The 20,331-nt window shown below is 64.1% G+C and carries 19 protein-coding genes; 14 read left to right on the top strand and 5 right to left on the bottom strand.

From position 1 onward, the window contains the following. Positions 1 to 164 precede the first annotated feature (164 nt). On the top strand, positions 165 to 854 hold the full coding sequence (locus KUV86_RS13085; protein WP_222485120.1) for a tRNA (guanine(46)-N(7))-methyltransferase TrmB: 690 nt from the start codon (positions 165 to 167) through the stop codon (positions 852 to 854). On the opposite strand, the gene KUV86_RS13090 is transcribed toward KUV86_RS13085, so the two are convergent. Then, entirely contained in the window at positions 851 to 1,786 is a 936-nt protein-coding gene (locus KUV86_RS13090; protein WP_222238823.1) for a LysR family transcriptional regulator, read from the bottom strand. The genes KUV86_RS13085 and KUV86_RS13090 overlap by 4 nt on opposite strands. A 115-nt stretch (positions 1,787 to 1,901) precedes the next feature. Between KUV86_RS13090 and KUV86_RS13095 the strand changes: the two genes are divergently transcribed. From KUV86_RS13095 to KUV86_RS13130, 8 genes are all read left to right on the top strand, one after another. Beyond that, positions 1,902 to 2,318, top strand: a complete 417-nt coding sequence (locus KUV86_RS13095; RefSeq protein ID WP_206940601.1) for a PACE efflux transporter — start codon at positions 1,902 to 1,904, stop codon at positions 2,316 to 2,318. Continuing rightward, entirely contained in the window at positions 2,315 to 2,644 is a 330-nt protein-coding gene (locus KUV86_RS13100; RefSeq protein WP_206940600.1) for a DMT family transporter, read from the top strand. Before KUV86_RS13095 ends, KUV86_RS13100 begins: the two co-directional genes overlap by 4 nt. Before the next feature lie 200 nt (positions 2,645 to 2,844). After that, the gene (gene dacB, locus KUV86_RS13105) at positions 2,845 to 4,323 is read left to right on the top strand and encodes a D-alanyl-D-alanine carboxypeptidase/D-alanyl-D-alanine-endopeptidase (protein WP_261397642.1); all 1,479 of its coding nucleotides are present in this window, start codon (positions 2,845 to 2,847) and stop codon (positions 4,321 to 4,323) included. Positions 4,324 to 4,361: 38 nt separating this feature from the next. Further along, complete coding sequence (locus KUV86_RS13110; RefSeq protein ID WP_206940597.1) at positions 4,362 to 4,736, top strand: diacylglycerol kinase; 375 nt, start codon at positions 4,362 to 4,364, stop codon at positions 4,734 to 4,736. A 122-nt stretch (positions 4,737 to 4,858) separates the two neighbouring features. Beyond that, positions 4,859 to 7,831, top strand: coding sequence for a bifunctional [glutamate--ammonia ligase]-adenylyl-L-tyrosine phosphorylase/[glutamate--ammonia-ligase] adenylyltransferase (glnE, locus tag KUV86_RS13115; RefSeq protein WP_206940595.1), 2,973 nt, complete (start codon positions 4,859 to 4,861; stop codon positions 7,829 to 7,831). Between the two features lie 89 nt (positions 7,832 to 7,920). Further along, positions 7,921 to 8,085, top strand: coding sequence for a hypothetical protein (locus KUV86_RS13120; protein ID WP_206940594.1), 165 nt, complete (start codon positions 7,921 to 7,923; stop codon positions 8,083 to 8,085). After that, on the top strand, positions 8,082 to 8,522 hold the full coding sequence (gene aroQ / locus KUV86_RS13125; protein ID WP_206940858.1) for a type II 3-dehydroquinate dehydratase: 441 nt from the start codon (positions 8,082 to 8,084) through the stop codon (positions 8,520 to 8,522). Before KUV86_RS13120 ends, aroQ begins: the two co-directional genes overlap by 4 nt. Before the next feature lie 111 nt (positions 8,523 to 8,633). Continuing rightward, the gene (locus KUV86_RS13130) at positions 8,634 to 9,683 is read left to right on the top strand and encodes a Gfo/Idh/MocA family protein (RefSeq protein ID WP_206940592.1); all 1,050 of its coding nucleotides are present in this window, start codon (positions 8,634 to 8,636) and stop codon (positions 9,681 to 9,683) included. Between the two features lie 47 nt (positions 9,684 to 9,730). On the opposite strand, the gene KUV86_RS13135 is transcribed toward KUV86_RS13130, so the two are convergent. The 4 genes from KUV86_RS13135 to KUV86_RS13150 all read right to left on the bottom strand — a co-directional run bounded on the left by KUV86_RS13135 (position 9,731) and on the right by KUV86_RS13150 (position 13,698). After that, entirely contained in the window at positions 9,731 to 10,654 is a 924-nt protein-coding gene (locus tag KUV86_RS13135) for a DMT family transporter (RefSeq protein WP_206940590.1), read from the bottom strand. 109 nt (positions 10,655 to 10,763) lie between these two features. After that, positions 10,764 to 11,735, bottom strand: coding sequence for an AEC family transporter (locus tag KUV86_RS13140; protein WP_222485121.1), 972 nt, complete (start codon positions 11,733 to 11,735; stop codon positions 10,764 to 10,766). Positions 11,736 to 11,786: 51 nt separating this feature from the next. After that, positions 11,787 to 12,578: an IclR family transcriptional regulator C-terminal domain-containing protein gene (locus tag KUV86_RS13145; RefSeq protein WP_222485122.1), complete on the bottom strand. Its 792-nt coding sequence runs from the start codon at positions 12,576 to 12,578 to the stop codon at positions 11,787 to 11,789. Between the two features lie 268 nt (positions 12,579 to 12,846). Continuing rightward, a complete protein-coding gene (locus KUV86_RS13150; protein WP_222485123.1) occupies positions 12,847 to 13,698 on the bottom strand; it encodes a hypothetical protein in 852 nt (283 codons plus the stop codon). A 597-nt stretch (positions 13,699 to 14,295) separates the two neighbouring features. On the opposite strand from KUV86_RS13150, the gene KUV86_RS13155 reads away from it, so the two are divergent. The 5 genes from KUV86_RS13155 (at position 14,296) to KUV86_RS13175 (ending at position 20,078) form a co-directional block, all read left to right on the top strand. After that, positions 14,296 to 15,699, top strand: coding sequence for an adenylosuccinate lyase family protein (locus KUV86_RS13155; protein ID WP_222485124.1), 1,404 nt, complete (start codon positions 14,296 to 14,298; stop codon positions 15,697 to 15,699). Between the two features lie 275 nt (positions 15,700 to 15,974). Beyond that, the gene (locus KUV86_RS13160; protein WP_206940583.1) at positions 15,975 to 16,793 is read left to right on the top strand and encodes a CoA transferase subunit A; all 819 of its coding nucleotides are present in this window, start codon (positions 15,975 to 15,977) and stop codon (positions 16,791 to 16,793) included. Next, the gene (locus KUV86_RS13165) at positions 16,793 to 17,572 is read left to right on the top strand and encodes a CoA-transferase subunit beta (protein WP_206940581.1); all 780 of its coding nucleotides are present in this window, start codon (positions 16,793 to 16,795) and stop codon (positions 17,570 to 17,572) included. Before KUV86_RS13160 ends, KUV86_RS13165 begins: the two co-directional genes overlap by 1 nt. A gap of 68 nt (positions 17,573 to 17,640) precedes the next feature. Then, positions 17,641 to 18,846, top strand: a complete 1,206-nt coding sequence (pcaF, locus tag KUV86_RS13170; protein ID WP_222485125.1) for a 3-oxoadipyl-CoA thiolase — start codon at positions 17,641 to 17,643, stop codon at positions 18,844 to 18,846. A gap of 20 nt (positions 18,847 to 18,866) precedes the next feature. Beyond that, positions 18,867 to 20,078, top strand: a complete 1,212-nt coding sequence (locus tag KUV86_RS13175; RefSeq protein ID WP_222485126.1) for an alpha/beta fold hydrolase — start codon at positions 18,867 to 18,869, stop codon at positions 20,076 to 20,078. The last annotated feature ends 253 nt before the right edge of the window (positions 20,079 to 20,331 follow it).

The following is a 20,331-nucleotide window of genomic DNA, read 5'->3' on the forward strand; positions in this document are numbered from 1 at the left end:
TGTTGCAAGGTGTTGCACATGGTGAGAGTGGCGCCGTTGCCCTTGCGCTGGCGAGCATTGGGCTGAGGCGTCTGTACCTGCTCACTTACCGGGGCTTTGGTACACTGGCTGTGCTATTCACGGCAGCATGTCGCTGTTGCCGCTTTCCCCGCTCGAGACCGCATATGTCTGATGTTCCCCGTATCGTGACCTCCGCCCAGACCGGCCCTCACGAGGACCTGCTGCGCAGGGTCACTCGTGGCCTGTCCCATGTCTGGCGCAAGCCTTTGGCTCAGCACACCCGAGACGCCTTTGACGATGCCGAGGCCTGGCGTCGCTCCCAGGGTGAGCGAGGGCTTATTCTCGATGCCTGCTGTGGTGTCGGTCTGTCGACACGCAGGCTGGCCGAGCAGTTTCCCGAGCACAGCGTGATCGGTGTCGACCGCAGCGCCGACCGCTTGTCCAGGGACCATGGTCCGCTGCCGGACAATGCCTTGCTGGTACGTGCTGACCTGGTGGATTTCTGGCGCCTGGCCCTGGCGACGGGCTGGCAACCCGAGCGGCACTATCTGCTGTACCCCAATCCCTACCCCAAGTCGGTCCAGCTGAAGCATCGCTGGCACGGGCACCCGGTGTTCCCGGCCATTGTGGGGTTGGGCGGGAGGCTTGAGGTGCGCTCCAACTGGCGGGTCTACGTCGAGGAGTTTGCCGCGGCGGTGGCTCTGGCCACTGGCGTGTCGGCGCCGGTCGAGGCCCACGACCCCGGCGCAGCACCGATGACCCATTTCGAGCGCAAGTACCACGAGCATCACCAACCTCTGTGGCGCCTGGTCGCCCCGCTCGATCATCGCCCCCGTCTGATGCCAACCCCCTAGCGGACGGGGTCAGCGGGCGCTGTCAGGCTATGGCTGACGGCGCGGAAGTTCTCGCCCAGGGTGGCGACCAGCCAGCGGGCGATAGGGCCCTTGGCGGCATCGCGGCGAATGACCGTTTCGACCTCGATGCTCGGGGGCTCGCCAAGGCCAGGTCCTGTCAGCGTCTGCAGCTTGTCGCGAAAAGGCGGATAGTCTGCCACGTGCTCCGGTACCAGCGACCAGCCGAGTCCGCGGGCCGTCAGCTCCGCCATGGAGTAGAAGCTATTGAGGCGCCAGTGCATGGGGCTCAGGCAAGGCTCGACGTGGGGTGGTGCCGTCGCCTCGCTATGGCGTGACGCCATCATCAGCTGTCGATAGCTGGCCAAGGCCGACGGCGTAACCGCTGCCTGCTGGGCCAGGGGGTGAGTGCTTCCTACCACCCAACGCTGCTTCAAATGGGCGATGCGACTGCCCTCGAGGGGGCCTGCCGCATGCACCTGACTGAGCAGAATGCCCAGGTGGGCGGTGCCCTGCTCAACCCATTCGGCGACGTCCCCCTGGGCGCCGTAAAGCAGGGTCAGCGAGAGTGCGGGGTAATGCTCGGCAAGGGCCTCCAGCGTCGCGTCCACCGGGGGCATCTCGATCAAGGCTTCATGCATGGCCACCACCAGCTGGGCCTCTTCGCCCTGTGCCAGGGTCGCCGCACGGGCGTTGAGTCGCTCGCACTGAGCTTGTACGGCTCTGGCTTCCGGCAGTAGCGCATGGCCCGCTGCGGTCAGGGTGGGGGAGCGCGAACGGCGATCGAACAGCTCGCAGTCAAGGTCCAGCTCAAGATGGGAAATGCCGGTACTTACCGCCGATTGCGCACGCCCAAGGTGACGCGCGGCGGCCGAGAACGAACCCTGCTCGGCGCAGGCGATGAACAGCTGAATCTGGTCCAGGGTCCAATGCATGGTGGAAGGCCTACCTATCTGTTTACCTGATAGTAACTAGCTGGAATCCATCGGCCAAGTTCCTAGAATAGGCGGCATCGTCAAGCGACAACGCCCTCGGGCGGGAGTGAACGTGATGCGGTCCTTGAAGGAACGTCTGGTACATATGGTGTCATTTGAGCTGGGTGGGCTGGTGATCGTCACGCCGTTGGCCAGCATGCTCAGCGGTCACGGCCTCGCCGAAATGGGAGTGCTGGCGGCCGGGCTCGCCACCGCCGCCATGTTGTGGAATCTGGTGTGGAACTGGATGTTCGATCGCTGGGTCCCCAGTCGCCGGCGCACCTTGCAGCAGCGTCTGGCCCAGGCCTTTGGTTTCGAGCTTGGGCTTCTGGTCATGACGCTTCCTGCGGTGGCCTGGTGGATGGACATCGGTCTGGTGGAAGCGTTCTGGCTGGACGCCGGCTTTATGTTGTTCTTCCTGATCTATGCCATGGTTTTCAATTCGCTGTTCGACCGGATCGTCGAACGTCGTCTTCAGGGAGCAAGCGGATGAGTTATCTGTATCTGGCACTGGCCATCGTCGCCGAGGTCATTGCCACCTCGGCGCTCAAAGCCTCCAACGAATTCACCCGGCTGTGGCCCAGCGTAGTGGTGGTGGTGGGTTACCTGGCGGCCTTCTACCTGCTGTCGCTGGTACTGCGCAGCGTACCGGTGGGGATCGCCTACGCCTTCTGGGCGGGGCTTGGCATTGTGCTGGTGACCCTGGTCGGCATCATCGTCTACGGCGAGAAGCCCGACCTGCCCGCCCTGGTGGGGCTCGCCATGATCATTGGCGGGGTCTGCGTGATCCAGCTGTTTTCTTCTACGGCGTCCCACTGACGGTTCTCGGCGTCCCTGTGACGGGCTCTCGGCGTCCCTGCGACGGGTTGTCGGCGTCCCTATGAGCGTGACGGGTAGCGATAAGCGCTGCGGCGTGGTCATGTCATCGACCCGCAGTCGAATCCTGTCGCGCCAGGCGGTAGACTCGGCCCTCGTTGCGTCGAAACGGCGTGACGTCCGTCCACCCCAGGGAAGTCTTCATGTCGTCGCGCTCTTCATCCGCCATATCCGCCTTGATGACCACTGCGTTGCTGACGCTGGCTACCGTCGTGGTGCCTGCCGCCAGCGTGCAGGCGGCGGGCTTCTCGAATCTTGCCGAATTGACGAATCAGGGCTTCCAGGTCAGTGCCGAGGCACGCTTGCTCGAAATGGGCGCCGCGCCAGCAGAAACCCTGGGTAGCCTGGAACCGGGCCGCTTGTTGACGCCGGCATCGGTCACCAAGGTCTACACCGCCGCAGCCTCGTTGGATGCCTGGGGGCCACAGCATCGCTTTACCACCGATGTGGTCAGCACCGCTCGTCCGGATGCCGGCGGGACCGTGGCGGGCGACCTGGTGCTGGTGGGCGGCGGCGACCCCAGTTTGACCAGCGAAGACCTGTGGCGCCTGGGTCAGCGGCTGCACCAGGCGGGCGTACGGCGTGTCTCCGGCAGGCTGGTCGTCAGCCAGTGGCGCTTTGGTCCGGTGACCTGCCGTACCATCGACCGCTGCACCGCCCGTGAGCGGTCCGACAATGCCTACAGTGCGCTGCTGACCTCGGCCGGCGTCAACTACGGCAGCTGGTGCGTGCAGGTGGCCCCTGGCGCCGTGGGTGGCCCTGCGCGGATCACCGGCTGCAACAGCCAGGCGCCGCTGTTCGCGGTCGACAATCAGGTCACCACTCAGGGCGCCAATGCCGGTACCAGCCTGCAGGCCACCCGAGTCACTGGCAGCACCGGCGAGACCTTGACCGTCAGTGGACAGATTTCCTCCAACGCGTTGCCCCGTGAGGTCTACCGTGCCAGCGCTGATCCCGCGGCGCAGACGGCTGCCACCTTCCAGGCCATGCTGGCGAGCATGGGGATCACGGTGGAAGGGGGTGTGGCCACGACCAGCGAGCCGCCGCCGGCCTCCGCACGGCGCCTGGCAGCAGTGGATGGCAAGCCGCTGCAGGAAATTCTGCTGCGTATGCTCAACTACTCCAACAACTACATGGCCGACGTGCTGGCGCTGAATCTGGTCGATCAGCCGAGGGCGGAGCTCGACCAGGCCGGGACGGCATTGGAAACCTTTATTGCCCAGGTGCCAGGTCATGGCGCAGCGACCATGGAAAGCGGCAGTGGCCTGACCACGGGCAACAAGATATCCGCCATGGGGGGTAACGCCCTGCTGGAGTACATGTTCCAGCGAGCCGACCTGTTCCCGGTGTTCAATGCAGGACTGCAGGCGCCCACCAATGGCCCGATGCGCTTCATTCGACGGGGGTCGTCGACCTTCCAGAGCCACGTCACGGTGAAGACCGGCACGCTTAACCAGCCGGTGGCGGTGCGTGCCGTGACCGGTTACTTCCGTACCGCAAGCCATCGCTTCGGGGTATTCACGGTGCTGGTCAACGGCACCTCCTCCACGCCCTATATCAGCTGGTCCAGGGTGCTTGACCTGGTATCTCTCGATCTGGATCGCATGATTGCCAACCACTGAGGGACGCAGGAACGCGTCCCGCTGCACGAGGAAGTCTCATGAAGCCCGGACACACCGGCTGGCGCCACCTGATTCACTCGACGCGTTACTCATTGAAGGGATTGCGAGCGGCCTTTCGTCATGAATCGGCCTTCCGCCAGGAGCTGGGGCTGTGCATGGTGCTGGTACCGCTGGCCTGGTGGATTGGCGATACCCCGGTGGAGTGGATTCTGCTGGTGGGCAGCTGCTTCATGGTGCTGATCGTGGAGCTGGTCAACAGCGCCATCGAAAGCGTGGTCGATCGCATCGGGCCCGAGCGCCATGTGCTGTCCGGGCGAGCCAAGGATATTGGTTCCGCCGCCGTGATGCTGGCGCTGTTCATGGCGGGATTGACCTGGGCGTTGCTGGCCGCCGAGAAGTTCTTGATGGGCTGACGGCCATCTTGCGCCAGCGGAGGGTGTCGGGACCGCCGCGCTTGTTTATGCTCAGGGTATGAACCGAGGCATACACCGCCGGCTGAAGCGCACGGCGACGATGACGAACAAGGAGAGCCGCCATGGAACAGAGCCCGGACTTTCTTCCCCGCGATGATATTCCGGCTGCCTTGCACGGTGCTCTGGACAAGGCATGGGGACGCCTGGCCGCGCGTATCGATCAGGCGGACAACATCGCCGAGATGAGCGGCAGCGAGCCCCCCGGTGAGCTGTATCAGGCGCTCGAAACCCATCGACGGGTCGAACTCGCCCGAGTGCTGGCGATCTCCGAGTTTGCCGCCGAGACGCTGGTGCGCTATCCCCAGTGGTTGGGCTGGTTGGACTCCAGCGGCGAGCTGGATCGTGCGCTGAGCCTTGCGGAGCTTCAGGAGCTGTTGGATGAGGTCCTGGCGTCGGCCGACGACGAGGCTGCCATGCAGGCAGCCGTACGCCGCTTTCGTGCCGCGCGCATGCTGGGGATCGTGTGGCGTGATATCAATCGCCCTGAGGGCATCGATGCCTGGGCCACCGGCGCTGCGGTGTCGCGCCTGGCCGAGGTCTGCCTGGAAGGGGCGCTTGGCTGGCTCGAGCGCTTTGTCGAGGCCCGCTGGGGACGCCCCGCGCCCCGCGGGGACGGCAGCGAGCAGCGCCTGGTGGTGCTCGGCATGGGCAAGCTGGGCGCCGGCGAGCTGAACCTGTCGTCGGATATCGACCTGATCTTCGCCTATCCCGAGAAGGGCGAGACCCAGGGCGGGCGCAAGGCGCTGGACCACGTCGAGTACTTCACCAAGCTCGGGCAGAAGCTCATTTCGGCCCTGGACCCGGTGACCGCCGACGGCTTCGTCTTTCGCGTCGATATGCGCCTGCGCCCGCTGGGGGACGGCGGGCCACTGGTCGGCAGCTTTGCCTCACTGGCGGGCTACTACCAGGATCAGGGCCGCGAGTGGGAGCGCTATGCCATGCTCAAGGCGCGCCCGGTGGCCGGCGATATCGACGCCGGCTACGAGCTGTTGTCGAGCATTCGCCCCTTCGTCTATCGCAAGTACCTGGACTTCGGTGCCATCGAGTCGCTGCGGGAGCTCAAGGCGATGATCAATCGCGAGGTCCGGCGCAAGGGCATGCAGGGCAACATCAAGCTGGGCCCCGGCGGCATCCGCGAGGTCGAGTTTATCGTTCAGGCCTTTCAGCTGATTCGCGGTGGGCGTGATACCGAGCTTCAGGTCACCTCATTGAAGACCGCCATGCAGCGTCTGCCGGAGCTCGGCCTGTTGCCCCAGGGCGTGGTCGACGAGCTGCTGCCGGATTACGCCTTCCTGCGTGATCTGGAGCACGCCATCCAGGCGCTGGAGGATCGCCAGACCCAGGCCCTGCCCGATGACGAGCTCGACCGCGAGCGTGTGGCGCTGGCCATGGACGCCAAGGACTGGCCGGCGCTGATGGCGCAGCTGGATGAGGTGCGCGCACGGGTCCGCCAGCACTTCGACGCGGTGATCAGCGATCCCGAAGACGAGGTCGAAGAGGACACGGAGGAGGGCGCCAACCTCGAAACCTGGCGCCAGCTGTGGCGCGGCGAGCCGGACGACGAGGAGGCCGAGGCCACGCTGACGCGGGCTGGCTTCGAAGACGCCACCACCGCGCTCAAGCGGATCAAGGGCCTGGCGGGGTCGCGTCAGGTTCAGACCATGCAGCGGGTGGGCTTTGAGCGCCTCGACGCGCTGATGCCGATGCTGCTGGACGCGCTGGCCGACAGCGAGGCGCCCGATGCGTCACTCGAGCGAGTGCTGCCGCTGATCGAGGCAGTGCTCAGGCGCACCGCCTACCTGGCCCTGCTGCGGGAGAACCCGGACGCCCTGGGCCACCTGATGAAGCTGTGCGGCGCGAGTCCCTGGATCGCCGAGCAGATCGCCCGTTATCCGATCCTGTTGGATGAGCTGCTGACGCCTGACACCCTCTATACCCCGGCCGACAAGCAGCGTCTGGCCGATGAGCTGCGCCAGACCCTGGCGCGGATCCCCGAGGATGATGAAGAGGCCCAGCTGGAAGCCCTGCGGGTGTTCAAGCACGCCCAGGTGCTGCATGTGGCGGCCTCTGACATCGCCGGCACCCGTCACCTGATGAAGGTCAGCGATTATCTCACCTACATCGCCGAGGTGATTCTCGACGCGGTGCTGGTGATGGCCTGGAAGACCCTGACCCGCAAGCATGGCTTTCCGCTTGGCAAGGAGGGCGAGCGGGTGGGCGAGACCCCGGCGTTTCTGGTCGTCGGCTACGGCAAGCTCGGCGGCATTGAGCTGGGCTATGGCTCGGACCTCGACCTGGTGTTTCTGCATGACTGCGCGTCCCAGGGCGAGACCGACGGCAAGCGCCCGATCGACAACACCGTCTTTTTCACCCGCCTGGGACAGCGCATCATCCACCTGCTGTCGGCGGTGACGCCAGCCGGGTCGCTCTACGAGGTCGATATGCGCCTGCGCCCATCGGGCAATGCCGGTCTGCTGGTCAGTCCCCTGAGCGCCTTTGCCGACTATCAGCGCGAGCAGGCCTGGACCTGGGAGCACCAGGCGCTGGTGCGCTCCCGGGTGGTGGCCGGCAGTGCCGAGCTGACCGAGGCCTTCGAGCAGGTACGCCGCGATATCCTCGGCAGCGAGCGGGACCAAGACGCCCTGCGCGATGAAGTGGTCAAGATGCGCCACAAGATGCGCGACCACCTGGGGTCAAAGGGCAGTGACGACACCTTCGACCTCAAGCACGACCCCGGTGGCATGGTCGATATCGAGTTCTTGTGTCAGTACGCGGTGCTGGCACTGTCCCATCAGACGCCGGAGCTCATGCGCTTCAGCGACAACATGCGGATTCTCGAGACCCTGGAAGAGACCGCTCACCTGGCCCCCGACGAGGCCCAGGCCCTGCGTGATGCCTACCTGGCCGCGCGCAGCGCCAACCACCGTGCAGCGCTGACCCGGGAGACCGCCCGCGGCGATGTGGTCGAGTTCAAGGCCCATCGGCAGGTGGTCATCGACGCCTGGCGGCGCTGGCTGGAGCCAGAGCAGGGGTGAGTGACGGCGGTGCCATCGCTCGCATGTGCAGCACACCGCAAGAGGGCAAGGCACGGCCGGGCATCAGGGTAAATACCTAGTGAAGCTACATGACCGTGGATTCAAGCGTCGCACCTCGCTACCGGTTCGCGGTCAAGTGCATGGACGCCTTCAAGCGGTTCTGTGAGGATGAGCATCAGCGTGCTGCCGCCGATGAGCAAGCCGCATCCCTGTTCGCCCACTACCGGCGAGAACTGTTGAAGGAGAATCTCTGATGAGTGGCAAGGTGCTGGTTCTGCACGGTCCCAATCTCAACCTGTTGGGCACCCGTGAGCCCGATATCTACGGTCACGAAACCCTGGCGGACATCGACAATGGGCTGCGCGAGCATGCGCTGCTCGCGGGATGGGAGCTGAGTAGCCGGCAGAGCAATCATGAAGGCGAGCTGATCGACGCCATTCATGCCGCTCGTGTGGACGGCACGGTGGCCATCATCATCAATCCTGCCGCCTTCACCCACACCTCGGTGGCCATCCTGGATGCACTGAACGCCTTCGACGGCAGCGTGATCGAGGTCCACCTGTCCAACGTGCACAAGCGCGAGAGCTTCCGTCACCACTCCTACGTGTCGTTGCGGGCCGATGGCGTTATCGCGGGGCTCGGCAGCCAAGGCTATCACGCCGCCCTGGAGGCGCTGATCAAGAAGGGCTGACGCCACAATGTGACGGTGGGTTTCAGCGACCCCGTGGTGTGACGTGAAGGGGCTGCCTCTCGCTAGACGTCGCGACCTGGAAGACGCATGCATAACAACAAGGAGGGCCGTATGGGACCCATACGTATCGGGGTGATGGGGGCTGGCATCATCGGCCGTGAACACGTGGCGTTGGTACAGGCGTCGGCAGACGCTACCTTGGCGGCTATCGCCGATGTGACGGACGCCGGTCGCGCCTTCGCCGACGGGTTGGGCGTGCCCTGCTATACCGACTACCTCCAGATGCTCGATCAGGTCGAGCTCGACGCGGTCATAGTGGCGCTACCCAATGCCCTGCATGTGGCGGCGGGCCTCGCCTGCATCGAGCGGGGGCTGCCGACGCTGATGGAGAAGCCGATTGCCGACACTGTGGCGGGAGCGCTGGCGTTAGCCGATGCCAGCGAGGCGGCGGGAGTACCCATGCTGGTGGGTCATCACCGTCGCCACAGTCCCGACATGGTCGAATCGTTGCGGGCCATCCAGGCGGGAGAACTGGGTCAGCTGGTCACCGTCAGCGGGATGTGGCTGTGTCGCAAGGACGAGCCCTATTTCGATCAGGCATGGCGGCGGGAAGCGGGTGGCGGTCCCATCCTGATCAACCTGATTCATGAGATCGACTGCCTGCGTTTTCTGTGCGGTGAGATCGAGAGCGTGCAGGCAGTGACCGCCAACAAGGCGCGGGGCTTCGAGGTGGAGGACAGCTTTGCGCTCATCCTGTCATTTGCCAACGGCATGATCGGCTCCTTTGTCGGCAGTGACGCGGTGCCCTCACCCTATATCTGGGACGTCGCTTCTGGTCAGTCCCCCAACTTTCTGCATGAGCCGGGTGATTGCTACGTGATTGGCGGCACCCGCGGTAGCCTCAGCGTGCCGGGTATGGCGCTGTGGCGTCATGCCGGCCAAGGTCACTGGCGTGAGCCGCTGATGCGAGAGCGTCTGCAGCCTCCGCGCAGCCACTGCTATCCCGAGCAGCTGCGTCACTTCATCGCCGTGGTGAGAAAAGAGGCCGAGCCGCGTGTCAGCGCAAGGGAAGGGGCGATGACCCTGGCCGCGACTCTGGCGGTGGACAAGGCCGCTCGCCAGGGCGGCCGGGTGCTGGTCAGCGAGATGCTGACGTCGTGACGCCGCTGGCGTGATGGGGGGCGCGACATGAATGACAGCGCACTGGCTCAGCCACTTTTTCTTCGACAGGTGGCCAGCACGATACCGGCGACGGTGATCAGGGCAGCGCCGATCCAGGTTTCGGGACGGGGGATATCGCCAAAGAAGACAAAGCCGAACAGAGCCGCCCAGACGATCTGCAAGTAAAGAAATGGCGATACCAGCGACGCTGGTGCGTAGCGCATGGCCAGGATCAGGGTGAGCTGGCTGGCTGCGCCCATCAGCCCGACAAACATGAACAGCGGCAGATCCCCCAGCGCCACCGGAGTCCAGAAGACCGGGACCACCAGCGAACTGACCACGGCACCGGCAAGACCTGCGTAGAACAGCGATGTCAGCGGATGGTCCTCGCGGCCGAAACGCCGAGTGGACAGCTGGTAGAGCGCGAAACAGGCGGTCAGTCCAAAGGGCAGAAGAATGGCCGGGTTGGCTCGCCAGTCCACCGGGCCCACGCAGATCAGCACTCCGGCGAAGCCGACCAGGATCGCCAGCCACTGGCGCCAGCCGACCCGCTCCTTGAGCAACGGAATCGCCAGCAAGGTCACCAACAACGGTGAGCTGAAGTTGATCACATAGACCTGCAGCAGCGGCAGACTGCGGAAGGCCAGATAGGCGAAGGTGCTGGCACCCAGTAGCAGCAGGCCTCGGACGAACTGGCCGCCCAAGGATGAGGTCTTGAGCATGGCCATCCCTGGCCCCCGGCCCAGCCACAGAAAGTAGCCCACCAGCACCAGCATATGGCCGACGTAACGCGCCCACACCACCTGCACCGGTGAATAGTCCTGAGCCAGAGTCTTGACGCCGGTATCGAGCATGCAGAACAGCAGTCCCGCGGCCAACATGAAGGCAATGCCTTTCAGTGGACGATCGCGGCTCAGGGCCCGCGGCGGCGTCAGGAGAGCGGTGTCTGGTGACGATGAAGGCGTGGACATGGCGGGCCGTTGGCGTTGGGGCGTGGTGGCAGCATTCGATGCTGCCAAAAAGTAGCAAGCTAAATGAATTGCTTCATGGTACGTGAGCCCGCCATTGGGCGCCAGCAAGTCAGCCAAGCAGCGGCAGCAGGCCCACCCGGGACAGCGCCCAAAGAACCGCGCTTAAGGTGAGGAAACTGGCCACGGTACTGGCCATCAGGGCGGCCGCCCCGACCCCTTCCATGCCAAAGCGCTGGGCGATCAAGGGATAGATGCTGATCATCGGGCAGGCGGCGAAGATCATGGCGCCGGCAAACAGGTGGGGTGGCAGCGGTCCCGTCACCGTCTCCAGGGCCAGCAGCAGGCCCAGCACCAGCAGCGGGTGCAGCAACAGCTTGCCTGCCATGATCTGCCCCATGTCCTTGAGCATGCCGCGAATCTTCAAGCCATACAGGGTGCCGCCGATGACGAACAGCGCGGCGGGCCCGGCGGCCCCTGCCAGCAGCTCGATGGTCCGTGTGAGGGTGTCGGGCAGGCGAAACCCGCTGGCCGCGATGGCAAGTCCTGCCGTCAGCGAGATCAGGATCGGATTGCGGGTAAGGCGCTGACAGGTCTGACGCAAGGCAGCGCCCGCCTTGGCATCCGCCTGCTGGCCGATTTCCGCCAGTACCAGCGCGCCGGGGATGACCAGCAGCACCTCGACCATCATGGTATGCACCAGGATGACACCCGCCGCCGCCTGGCCCAGCGCCAGAGCCGCGATGGGGTAGGCGATAAAGCCACTGTTGGAGGCCGACATGCCCAGCGCCTGGATGGCACGCTCCGTGGCGGTCTTGCGGCGGCGATTGCGCGGCAGCCACAGGCACGCCACAAAGGTGGCCACCGAGCCCAGTGCGTAGGCAAGCAGCAGCGGCAGGCTGATGACCTCTCCCAGGGAGTTACGCGTGAGCGCACCGACAATCAGCGCCGGCAGCGCGGCGTACAGCACAAAGTTGGCGACGCCGGACAGCTGGACCGGCGACACCAGGTTCCAGCGCCTGGCCACAAAGCCCACGCCAATCAGCAGAAAGATCGGCGTGGTAATCGAGAGTATGGCGAGCATTCAGGCCTCCCTGCCGGCGTCAGCTCAAGCGTGGTCGAACAGGTGGCGAGATCAGCTGACGTTGGCGCGGATCTGGCGTGCCTTCTCCTGCAGTAGCGGAAGGTAGCGCTCAAGCAGTGTGTCATGGTCGACTCGAGCGGCATTGGTACTGATGTTGATGGCGCCGATCAGCTCACCGTGGGCATCGTAGGCGGGCACTGCCAGGGAGCGCAGGCCGGAATCGAGCTCCTGGTCCACGATCGCATAGCCCAGCTCGCGGGCGCTCAGGATGGCTGCCTTCAACGCGCTGCGGTCGGTGATGGTCGTGTCGGTGAAGGGTTCCAGGGTGACGCGCTCGAGAAAGGCGTCCAGCGCCTGGTCATCGAGTTGGGCCAGCAGCATGCGCCCCATCGAGGTGTAGGCGGCCGGCAGCCGAGTGCCCACGGCCAGCGTGATCGCCATCAGTCGCTGGCGCGAGGCCGAGCGGGCGACATAGGTGACCTCGTCGCCGTCCAGTACGCCAAGTGATGAGGATTCACCGCTCTCGGCGGTGATATCCTCGAGCACCTGTTGAATCAGGTGACGATAATTGTTGGCGGACAGGAAGGCATAGCCAAGCTGCAGCACCCTGGGGGCCAATTCAAAATGGCGCTGGTCCTTGCGCACATAGCCGAGTGCATGCAACGTCAGCAGGAAGCGTCGGGCACGGGCGCGGTTCATGCTGGTACGTGCAGCCACCTCGCTCAGCGTCATGCGTGGGTGGGCCTCATCAAAGGCCAGAATGACATCGAGGCCGCTGGCGAGAGCGGTGACAAAGTCGCGATCGTCCGGGCTCAGGGCGGCGTCCGTCGGTGCCGTATCCATCGAGGTGTCCTTTCGGAAAGATAAAGCGTGGATGATACCAGTGCGGCAATGGTCTGAGGGCGTGTCGACACACCGCTTAGCGAGTGCCGTACCTCCCGTCCATGTGGTTAACCTAGCATATATGTTCGACTTGCGAACACTTGTACGACTATTGGCGACTGCTGCTATCGCTGTCCCATCAAGATGCCGTTGTCCGAATGGTTGTGTTAGCGCCGAAGACGTCGGCTACCGGCGCCCGCCGGCCACAACGCCCCTCGACCGCACGATGTCATTCCCGCTCCGACGCCAAGATCGCATCGTAGGAATGTGCGATAAGGCAGTCTCTGGCAAACACTGGGTTTGCACGGTCCCCGTCCTTGGTGACCATCAGGCTTCGTCGAAACGTCGGGTTGGCGCGCGCTCGATCTGGGCCAGATGGCAATAGCTTGCCATTTGTGTCGAATAAGTCGTAGCGGTAGGACGCGATGTAGCTGTAGGGGCCGCTGGTAAAGCGGATTTCACCAAATCGACTCTGTCCATTGTCATCCTCTGTCACCATTTGGACCTGTTCAAGCGGCTGCTCCAGAGCCAGCTCGACACTGTCAGTGCCGATTCTTCCATACTCGTATCTCATCCCACCTGGAACTCGAGAGATGGTGACAATATGAGTGTTATTGTCGAGGCGACAATAAAATAGGGTGTCTGTCGGTACCCTATCTGTTTCAACCGCTCGCTCCAGGAGCTCAATATTGCGGGGTTCGCGGTCTATTGGCGGTTCCTGGATGCAGTAGTCACTGAGCCATTCAACGTCTTCAGGTGTTGCGCCTTTTCTTTCGTTCTCACTGCCTACTTCGCTACTGACAGCACTGATGTCACAGGTAAACTCACGGCCTGGGGCAGGCGAGCCGGGGGCATAGGGATTGATCTCAAACTGAAACGTGAAGTCCTGGTTTTCAATAGTAAAGAAACGCAATATCTGGCCTGGGCCGTTACGAGATATGGCAATGACGTAGTCATCTATATCTCGTTCCAATGTATGGCCTGACAGTGGCTGAGCATGCGTAAATGTCCCATGGGATGGCTCATAGAAGAAGATATCGAAGACGCCATTGACCTGACCCACTGGCGTGAATGTCAGCATGTCGTGCCAGCCGTCCTGGTCGACATCAATGAGTTGGGGTAAATGGGAAGATGTCAGTACTGTTTTATTCAAGGTGTGTCGAAGCTTGGCAGACTCACCATCCCCTCTATTCTCGCGCCATGTGACAGTCTTTAGCTGGTTGTGGTCGATCCAGCTGATTGTGCACTTATGATTGTTTAGGGAAGGGGGGGATCTTTTTAGCTCCGTCTCTGTGCAGTCATTTTGAGCATAAGTCGGCACGGCGAGGGCTGATAGGATCAATGCTATCAGCATTCGAAGCAAGTGCTGTGGAGGGAATATCATGGGGCTGTCGACCTTGAATCGTTGACTGGAACGCCAACCTGCCCATCAGCGTAGCATGTCGACGAATGTGCCCGGCGCACTCCTGTGCAGCGGCATATCATCGGTGGCGGGGGAGTTTGCTGCCCAGTATGGAGTCATCTAGCATAGTCGTTCGATTTGCGAACATCTGTGCGATAAGCAGTGTTGGCGCGCCAGCTTGATGGAGCGCTTCCACTGTCTGCCCCGTCCCTGCGTTCTCTAAGCCAGGCACAGCCGATGTGCCAAGCCTCACGCCCCTTTCACGAGGAACATGCCATGACTGCCGCCCTGCTGAGCCACCTCTGCATGAGCCAAGATGCGCTCAAGGACTGCCGTGATGCGGACTTTATCGCCTCAATGCTGGCCTTCGAGCTGGCCCTGGTGCGTGCACAGGAGCGTATCGGGGCGGTGCCGCCCGGTACCGCCGCAGACATGGCCGAGCGGCTGGAGCATCACGCGTTCGATGTGGACGAACTGGCCCGTGGTGTTGCCAGTGGCGGTAATCCGGCCATTCCCTTCGTCAAGGCAGGCCGTGGCGCGCTGCCGGATCATCTCAAGCGTTACTGGCACCAGGGGGCCACCAGTCAGGATGTGGTGGACTCGGCCTTGATGCATCTGCTGACACCTCGTCTGGGAGCCATCGATGGACTGCTTGAACGGTGCAGGACCGCAGGCATGGCCCTGATGCGGACACATGCCGATACGCCCATGGTCGGTCGTACGCTGATGCAGCAAGCCTTGCCGATCACCTTTGGCGCCAAGGTAGCCCAGTGGACGGTGGGGCTCGAACAAGCCAGGCGACGGCTGGGTGAGGTGGCGGATCAAGGTCTGCCGGTACAGTTTGGCGGTGCGGTAGGCGTGCACTCGGGATGGGGCGATGAAGGCATGGCCCTGATGCAGGCGATAGCCCAGGAGCTGGGGCTGAGCTGCCCGATATTGCCCTGGCACACCAATCGCCAGCCGATCCATACCCTGCAGACGGCTCTGGACGCCGTGGCCGGGGCGGTGGAGAACCTGGCGCTCGACGTCTCCCTGCTGACTCAGACCGAGGTTGGTGAAGTCAGTGAACCCAGCGCCCCCGGCATGGGTGAGTCTTCGTCGATGCCGCACAAGCGCAACCCGGTGCGCTGTGCGCTGATACGCTCGTCGGCTCGTCGGCTGCATGGACACACCAGCGTGGTGCTGGGTGCCGTGGCGCAGCCGCTGGAGCGCGGACTGGGGGAGTGGCATGCCGAGTGGGTGCCCCTGACGGAATCGGTGCTGCTGGTGGAGGGCGCCCTGGAACAGGCGGCGGTGCTGCTCGAAGGCCTGGAGATCCACCCCGAGCGCATGGCGGCCAACCTGGCGGTGACCGGGGGCGCCATCATGGCCGAGCCGGTGGCGCGTCTGCTGACCCCGTCCCTGGGGCCCGAGCGCGCCAAGGCGCTGGCGGCAGACGCCGCCGAACAGGCCAGGCAGCAGGGGCGCCGTTACGCTGACGTGCTGGTGTCGCTGGTGCAGGAAGGTGGTGACGCGGTAAACAGCGACGCTGGCGCCAGCACCGCTGCCAGCAGCCATGCCAGCCCTCATGACAGCACACTGCCCAGTGCCGAAGCGATACGAGCAGCCACCGATCCTGCCTTATACATTGGTAGCAGCAAACACCAGGTCCGTGCCGCGCTTGAGTGGCTGCAGCGCTGATAACCCTCTGAAGCAAAAGACAACCCCCAGTAAAGGCGAGCGCAGAGTCGATCTGCGCTCGCCTTTTTTGCATTTGACGATCGAGGGATTCGACAGTAGGTTTGTTCGTATAACAAACCTACGTTCACATAGCGAACAAAAAAGATGCGTGGTCCAGGCAACAGCGTCCTGGGCTCTTCATCAAGAGCTCAGCATCAAGAGCAATGCACCAAGAGCTCAACATCAAGAGCACAGCATTCAGCACACCCCTCCAGAACCCACATGAGGCAATCCACATGGCCGAGATCCTGAGCCTGAGTGATGCGGTGAAGCGCTACGTCGAGGATGGCGCCACCGTTGCCATGGAAGGCTTTACCCACCTGATTCCGTTTGCCGCCGGGCATGAAGTCATTCGCCAGCGCAAGCGTGATCTCACCTTGATCCGCATGACTCCGGACCTGGTCTACGATCAGCTGATCGGTGCGGGTTGCGTCAAGAAGGTGATCTTTTCCTGGGGGGGCAACCCCGGCGTGGGGTCGCTGCACCGACTGCGCGATGCGGTGGAGAAGGGCTGGCCCCATCAGATCGAGATTCTCGAGCATAGCCATGCGGCCATGGCCTGCGCCTTCGAAGCAGGGGCCGCAGGACTACCGCTGGCGGTGTTGCGAGGCTATGTGGGCAGCGAGCTGCCCAACGTCAACGAGCAGATCAAGTTTATCGAGTGTCCCTTTACCGGTGAGCGCCTGGCCGCCGTTCCATCGGTACGCCCGGATGTGTCCATCGTGCATGCCCAGAAGGCGGATCGGGCCGGCAATGTGCTGGTCGAGGGCATCATCGGCGTGCAGAAGGAAGCGGTGCTGGCGGCCAAGCACGCCATCGTCACCGTCGAGGAAATCGTCGACGACCTGGGAGCCCACCCCAATGCCTGCGTGATCCCTGGCTGGGCCATCGACGCCATCGCCGTGGCGGAAAAGGGCTCGCTGCCGTCCTACGCCCACGGTTACTACCCCCGGGACAACCGCTTCTACAAGGAGTGGGACGCCATTGCACGGGACCGGGATGCCTTTACCCGGTGGATCGACGACAACATCATCCAGACAGGGGGGCACGCCTGATGAACACCGCTACCGACTACACCTCCGCCGAGATGATGACGGTGACCGCCGCCCGCGCGCTGGAGAACGGCATGACCTGCTTTGTCGGCATTGGTCTGCCCTCCGAAGCCGCCAACCTGGCACGCCTGACCCACGCTCCCGAGGTAGTGCTGATCTACGAATCCGGCACCCTGCAGACCAAGCCCGATGTGCTGCCGCTGTCGATTGGCGACGGTGAGCTGTGTGAGTCGGCGCTGACCACCGTGTCCGTGCCCGAGATGTTTCGCTACTGGCTGCAGGGCGGCAAGGTCAGCGTCGGCTTTCTGGGCACGGCGCAGATCGATCGCTACGCCAACCTCAATACCACGCTGATCGGTGACTACACCGCGCCCAAGGTACGCCTGCCGGGCGGTGGCGGGGCGCCGGAAATCGCCACCAACGCCGGCGAGGTGTTCATCACCTTGAAGCATTCGCCACGCGCCTTCGTGCGCGACGTGGACTTCATCACCACCCTGGGCTTCGGCCGCGACGGCAAGGGACGCGATGGCGTGCCCAACATCGGCAAGGGGCCGACCCGGGTGATTACCGATCTGTGCGTGATGAAGCCCGATCCCGTCGATCGCGAGCTCACCGTCGTCTCGCTGCACCCTGGGGTGAGCCGCGAGCAGGTGCAGGAAGCGACGGGCTGGGATATCCGCTTTGCCCCCGAGCTTGCCGCGACGCCCGAGCCCAGCGACCACGAACTGGCTGTGCTGCGCGAACTGAAGGCCCGCACCGAGCGCGCCCATAGCGGCCAGTAAGGGCCCCGGTTTTCCGTCTATTTCCGACAAGCCCCGCGCCGATGCGCGGGGACAGCAAGGAGTCCGCCATGAGCGACGTCTATCTCTGCCATCCTCGCCGCAGTGCCATTGGCCGCTTCGGCGGTACCCTGTCCAGCGTGCGCCCTGATGATCTGGCGGCCGATATCTTCAAGGCAGTGCTGGCTCAGGCGCCCGATCTTGACCCTGCGGCCATCGAAGAAGTCTTCATGGGCTGCGCCAATCAGGCCGGTGAGGACAATCGCAACGTGGCGCGCATGTCGTCGCTGCTGGCGGGGCTTCCCACCTCGGTACCGGGTACTACCATGAACCGGCTGTGTGGTTCCGGCATGGATGCGGTGGGGACCGCCATGCGTGCGATCAAGGCCGGCGAGATGGATCTGGCCCTGGCCGGTGGCGTCGAGTCCATGTCGCGGGCGCCTTACGTCATGGGCAAGGCGGAGGGGGCGTTCTCCCGCGGACAGACGATCGAGGACACCACCATCGGCTGGCGCTTCGTCAATCCACTGATGAAGAAGGTCTACGAGACCCACTCGATGCCGGAAACCGCCGAGAACGTGGCCGAACAGTTCGCTATCTCGCGGGCCGACCAGGATGCCTTCGCCGTGCGCTCCCAGGAGAAGACCGCGCGGGCTCAGCAGCAAGGGCGTTTTGCCCTGGAAATCACGCCCATCGAGATTCCCCGGCGCAAGCAGCCGCCGCTGGTCTTCGACAGCGATGAGCACCCGCGAGCCGGCACCACCCTGGACAAGCTGGCGAGCCTGCCGACACCCTTCAAGCAGGATGGCAGCGTCACCGCCGGCAATGCGTCGGGGGTCAACGATGGCGCCTGTGCGATGCTGGTGGCCAGTCAGGCCGCGGTGGAGCGCCACGGCCTGACGCCGATGGCGCGCATCCTAGGAATGGCCACCGGCGGGGTCGAGCCGCGTATCATGGGCTACGGCCCGGTGCCCGCGGTACGCCGCCTGCTGGCGCGTACCGGGGTAAGTATCGATGAGATCGACGTGATCGAGCTCAACGAAGCCTTCGCCGCTCAGGCGCTGGCCTGCATGCGGGACCTGGGCATTGCCGACGATGACCCCCGGGTCAATCCCAATGGCGGCGCCATCGCCCTGGGGCACCCCCTGGGGATGTCCGGTGCGCGGCTATTGATGACCGCCGCCCACGAACTGCACCAGCAGCAAAAGCGCTATGCCCTGTGCACCATGTGTGTGGGTGTGGGTCAGGGGATTGCCACCCTGATCGAGCGCGTTTGATCCCGCCAACGGAGACCGCCATGAGCTTTGCCACGATCCACCACCGCACCCTGAGCTATCGCCTGCTGGGCAGTGAGGCGCTGCCATTACTGGTGTTGGCCCATCCGCTGGGCATGAATCAGTCGGTCTGGGATGAGCTGCTGCCGCGCCTGATCTCACGCTATCGGGTGCTGACCTGGGACCTGCCGGGGCACGGGGCCAGTGGGCCATTGGAGCCCGGCGGCGCGATCACCCCGCAGGACCTGGCGGATGAGCTGCTGGCGCTGCTGGCCGAGGTGGGGATTGCTGACACCACGCGCCTGCATTTCGTCGGCACCTCCATCGGTGGTGTCATTGGCCAGGCGTTGATCGCGCATCATCCCGAGCGACTGGCCTCGGCCAGCCTGACCAATACCGGGGCGCAGATCGGCAATCTCGAACTATGGTCGACCCGCGCCGGACGCGTGCGCGCTGAGGGGCTTGCCGCCATGTCCGGTGAGATCGTACCGCGCTGGTTCGCCGCCAGGGCGTTTGAGGCCAACCCGGCGCTGGCGCCAGGCTGGCAGCTGGCCATGGGCCGTGGCGATGATGAGTCCTACGCCCAGCTGTGCGAGATGCTGGGGCAGGCGGATTTCCGGGGCCGCCTCGGCGACGCGGGTCATCACCATCCAGCGCTCAAGGTCAACCTGCTGGCGAGCAGTGAGGATCTGGCGACGCCTCCCGCCTCGCTAGAGGCCTTGGCCGAACACATCCCCGGTGCTGAGCTGACGGTATTCGATGGCGTCGGCCATGTGCCCTCGGTGGAGGCACCCCAGCGCTTGTGCGACTGGCTGCTCGATGCGCTGGCGCCGGAGCTGGGCGATGTGGCCGAGCACGGTGTTGCCTATTCGGTCGGGATAGAGACGCGCAAGCAGGTGCTGGGGGAGGCGCATGTGGCGCGCTCCACCGCCAAGGCCACGTCGCTGGACGCGCCGTTCCAACAGATGATCACCCGGCTGGCCTGGGGCGAGCTGTGGTCCAATGACGACCTGACGAGACGCGAGCGCAGCATGATCACCACCGGCATTCTCGCCGCCCTGGGGCGCGAGGAGCTGACCCTGCACTTGAACACCGCCAAGCGCATCGGGCTGAGTGAGGCGGAACTGCGTCAGGTACTGATGCATGTCGCCATCTACGCTGGCGTACCGGCGGCCAACCACGCCTTTGCCCTGGCCAAGGAACTGGGCTGGGGCGCCTGTGAAGGTGAGGGCTAGGAAGGGTAGGGCAGGGATAATCTGCATCTGCCGCACGGTTGTCGCCGCAGGGGAAGAGTGATACATAGCTGTCACACAATGGCAGCGCTGAATGTTCCAGTAGGGAGTGCCGAGTCCTTGCTGTCTGCTTCCCTCTATTCCGTCGTTCACTACATGGCCGAGTGCCCGTGATAGTGGCCTAACGTTTCGGGCCGTTGCTAGACTGGAACGGGGACGGATGCTGGGCATGAGGGCGCGGCCCGGTGCATGCCCT

The sequence above is a fragment of the Halomonas sp. DP8Y7-3 genome (assembly GCF_019801675.1).
Taxonomy (GTDB): domain Bacteria; phylum Pseudomonadota; class Gammaproteobacteria; order Pseudomonadales; family Halomonadaceae; genus Halomonas; species Halomonas litopenaei_A.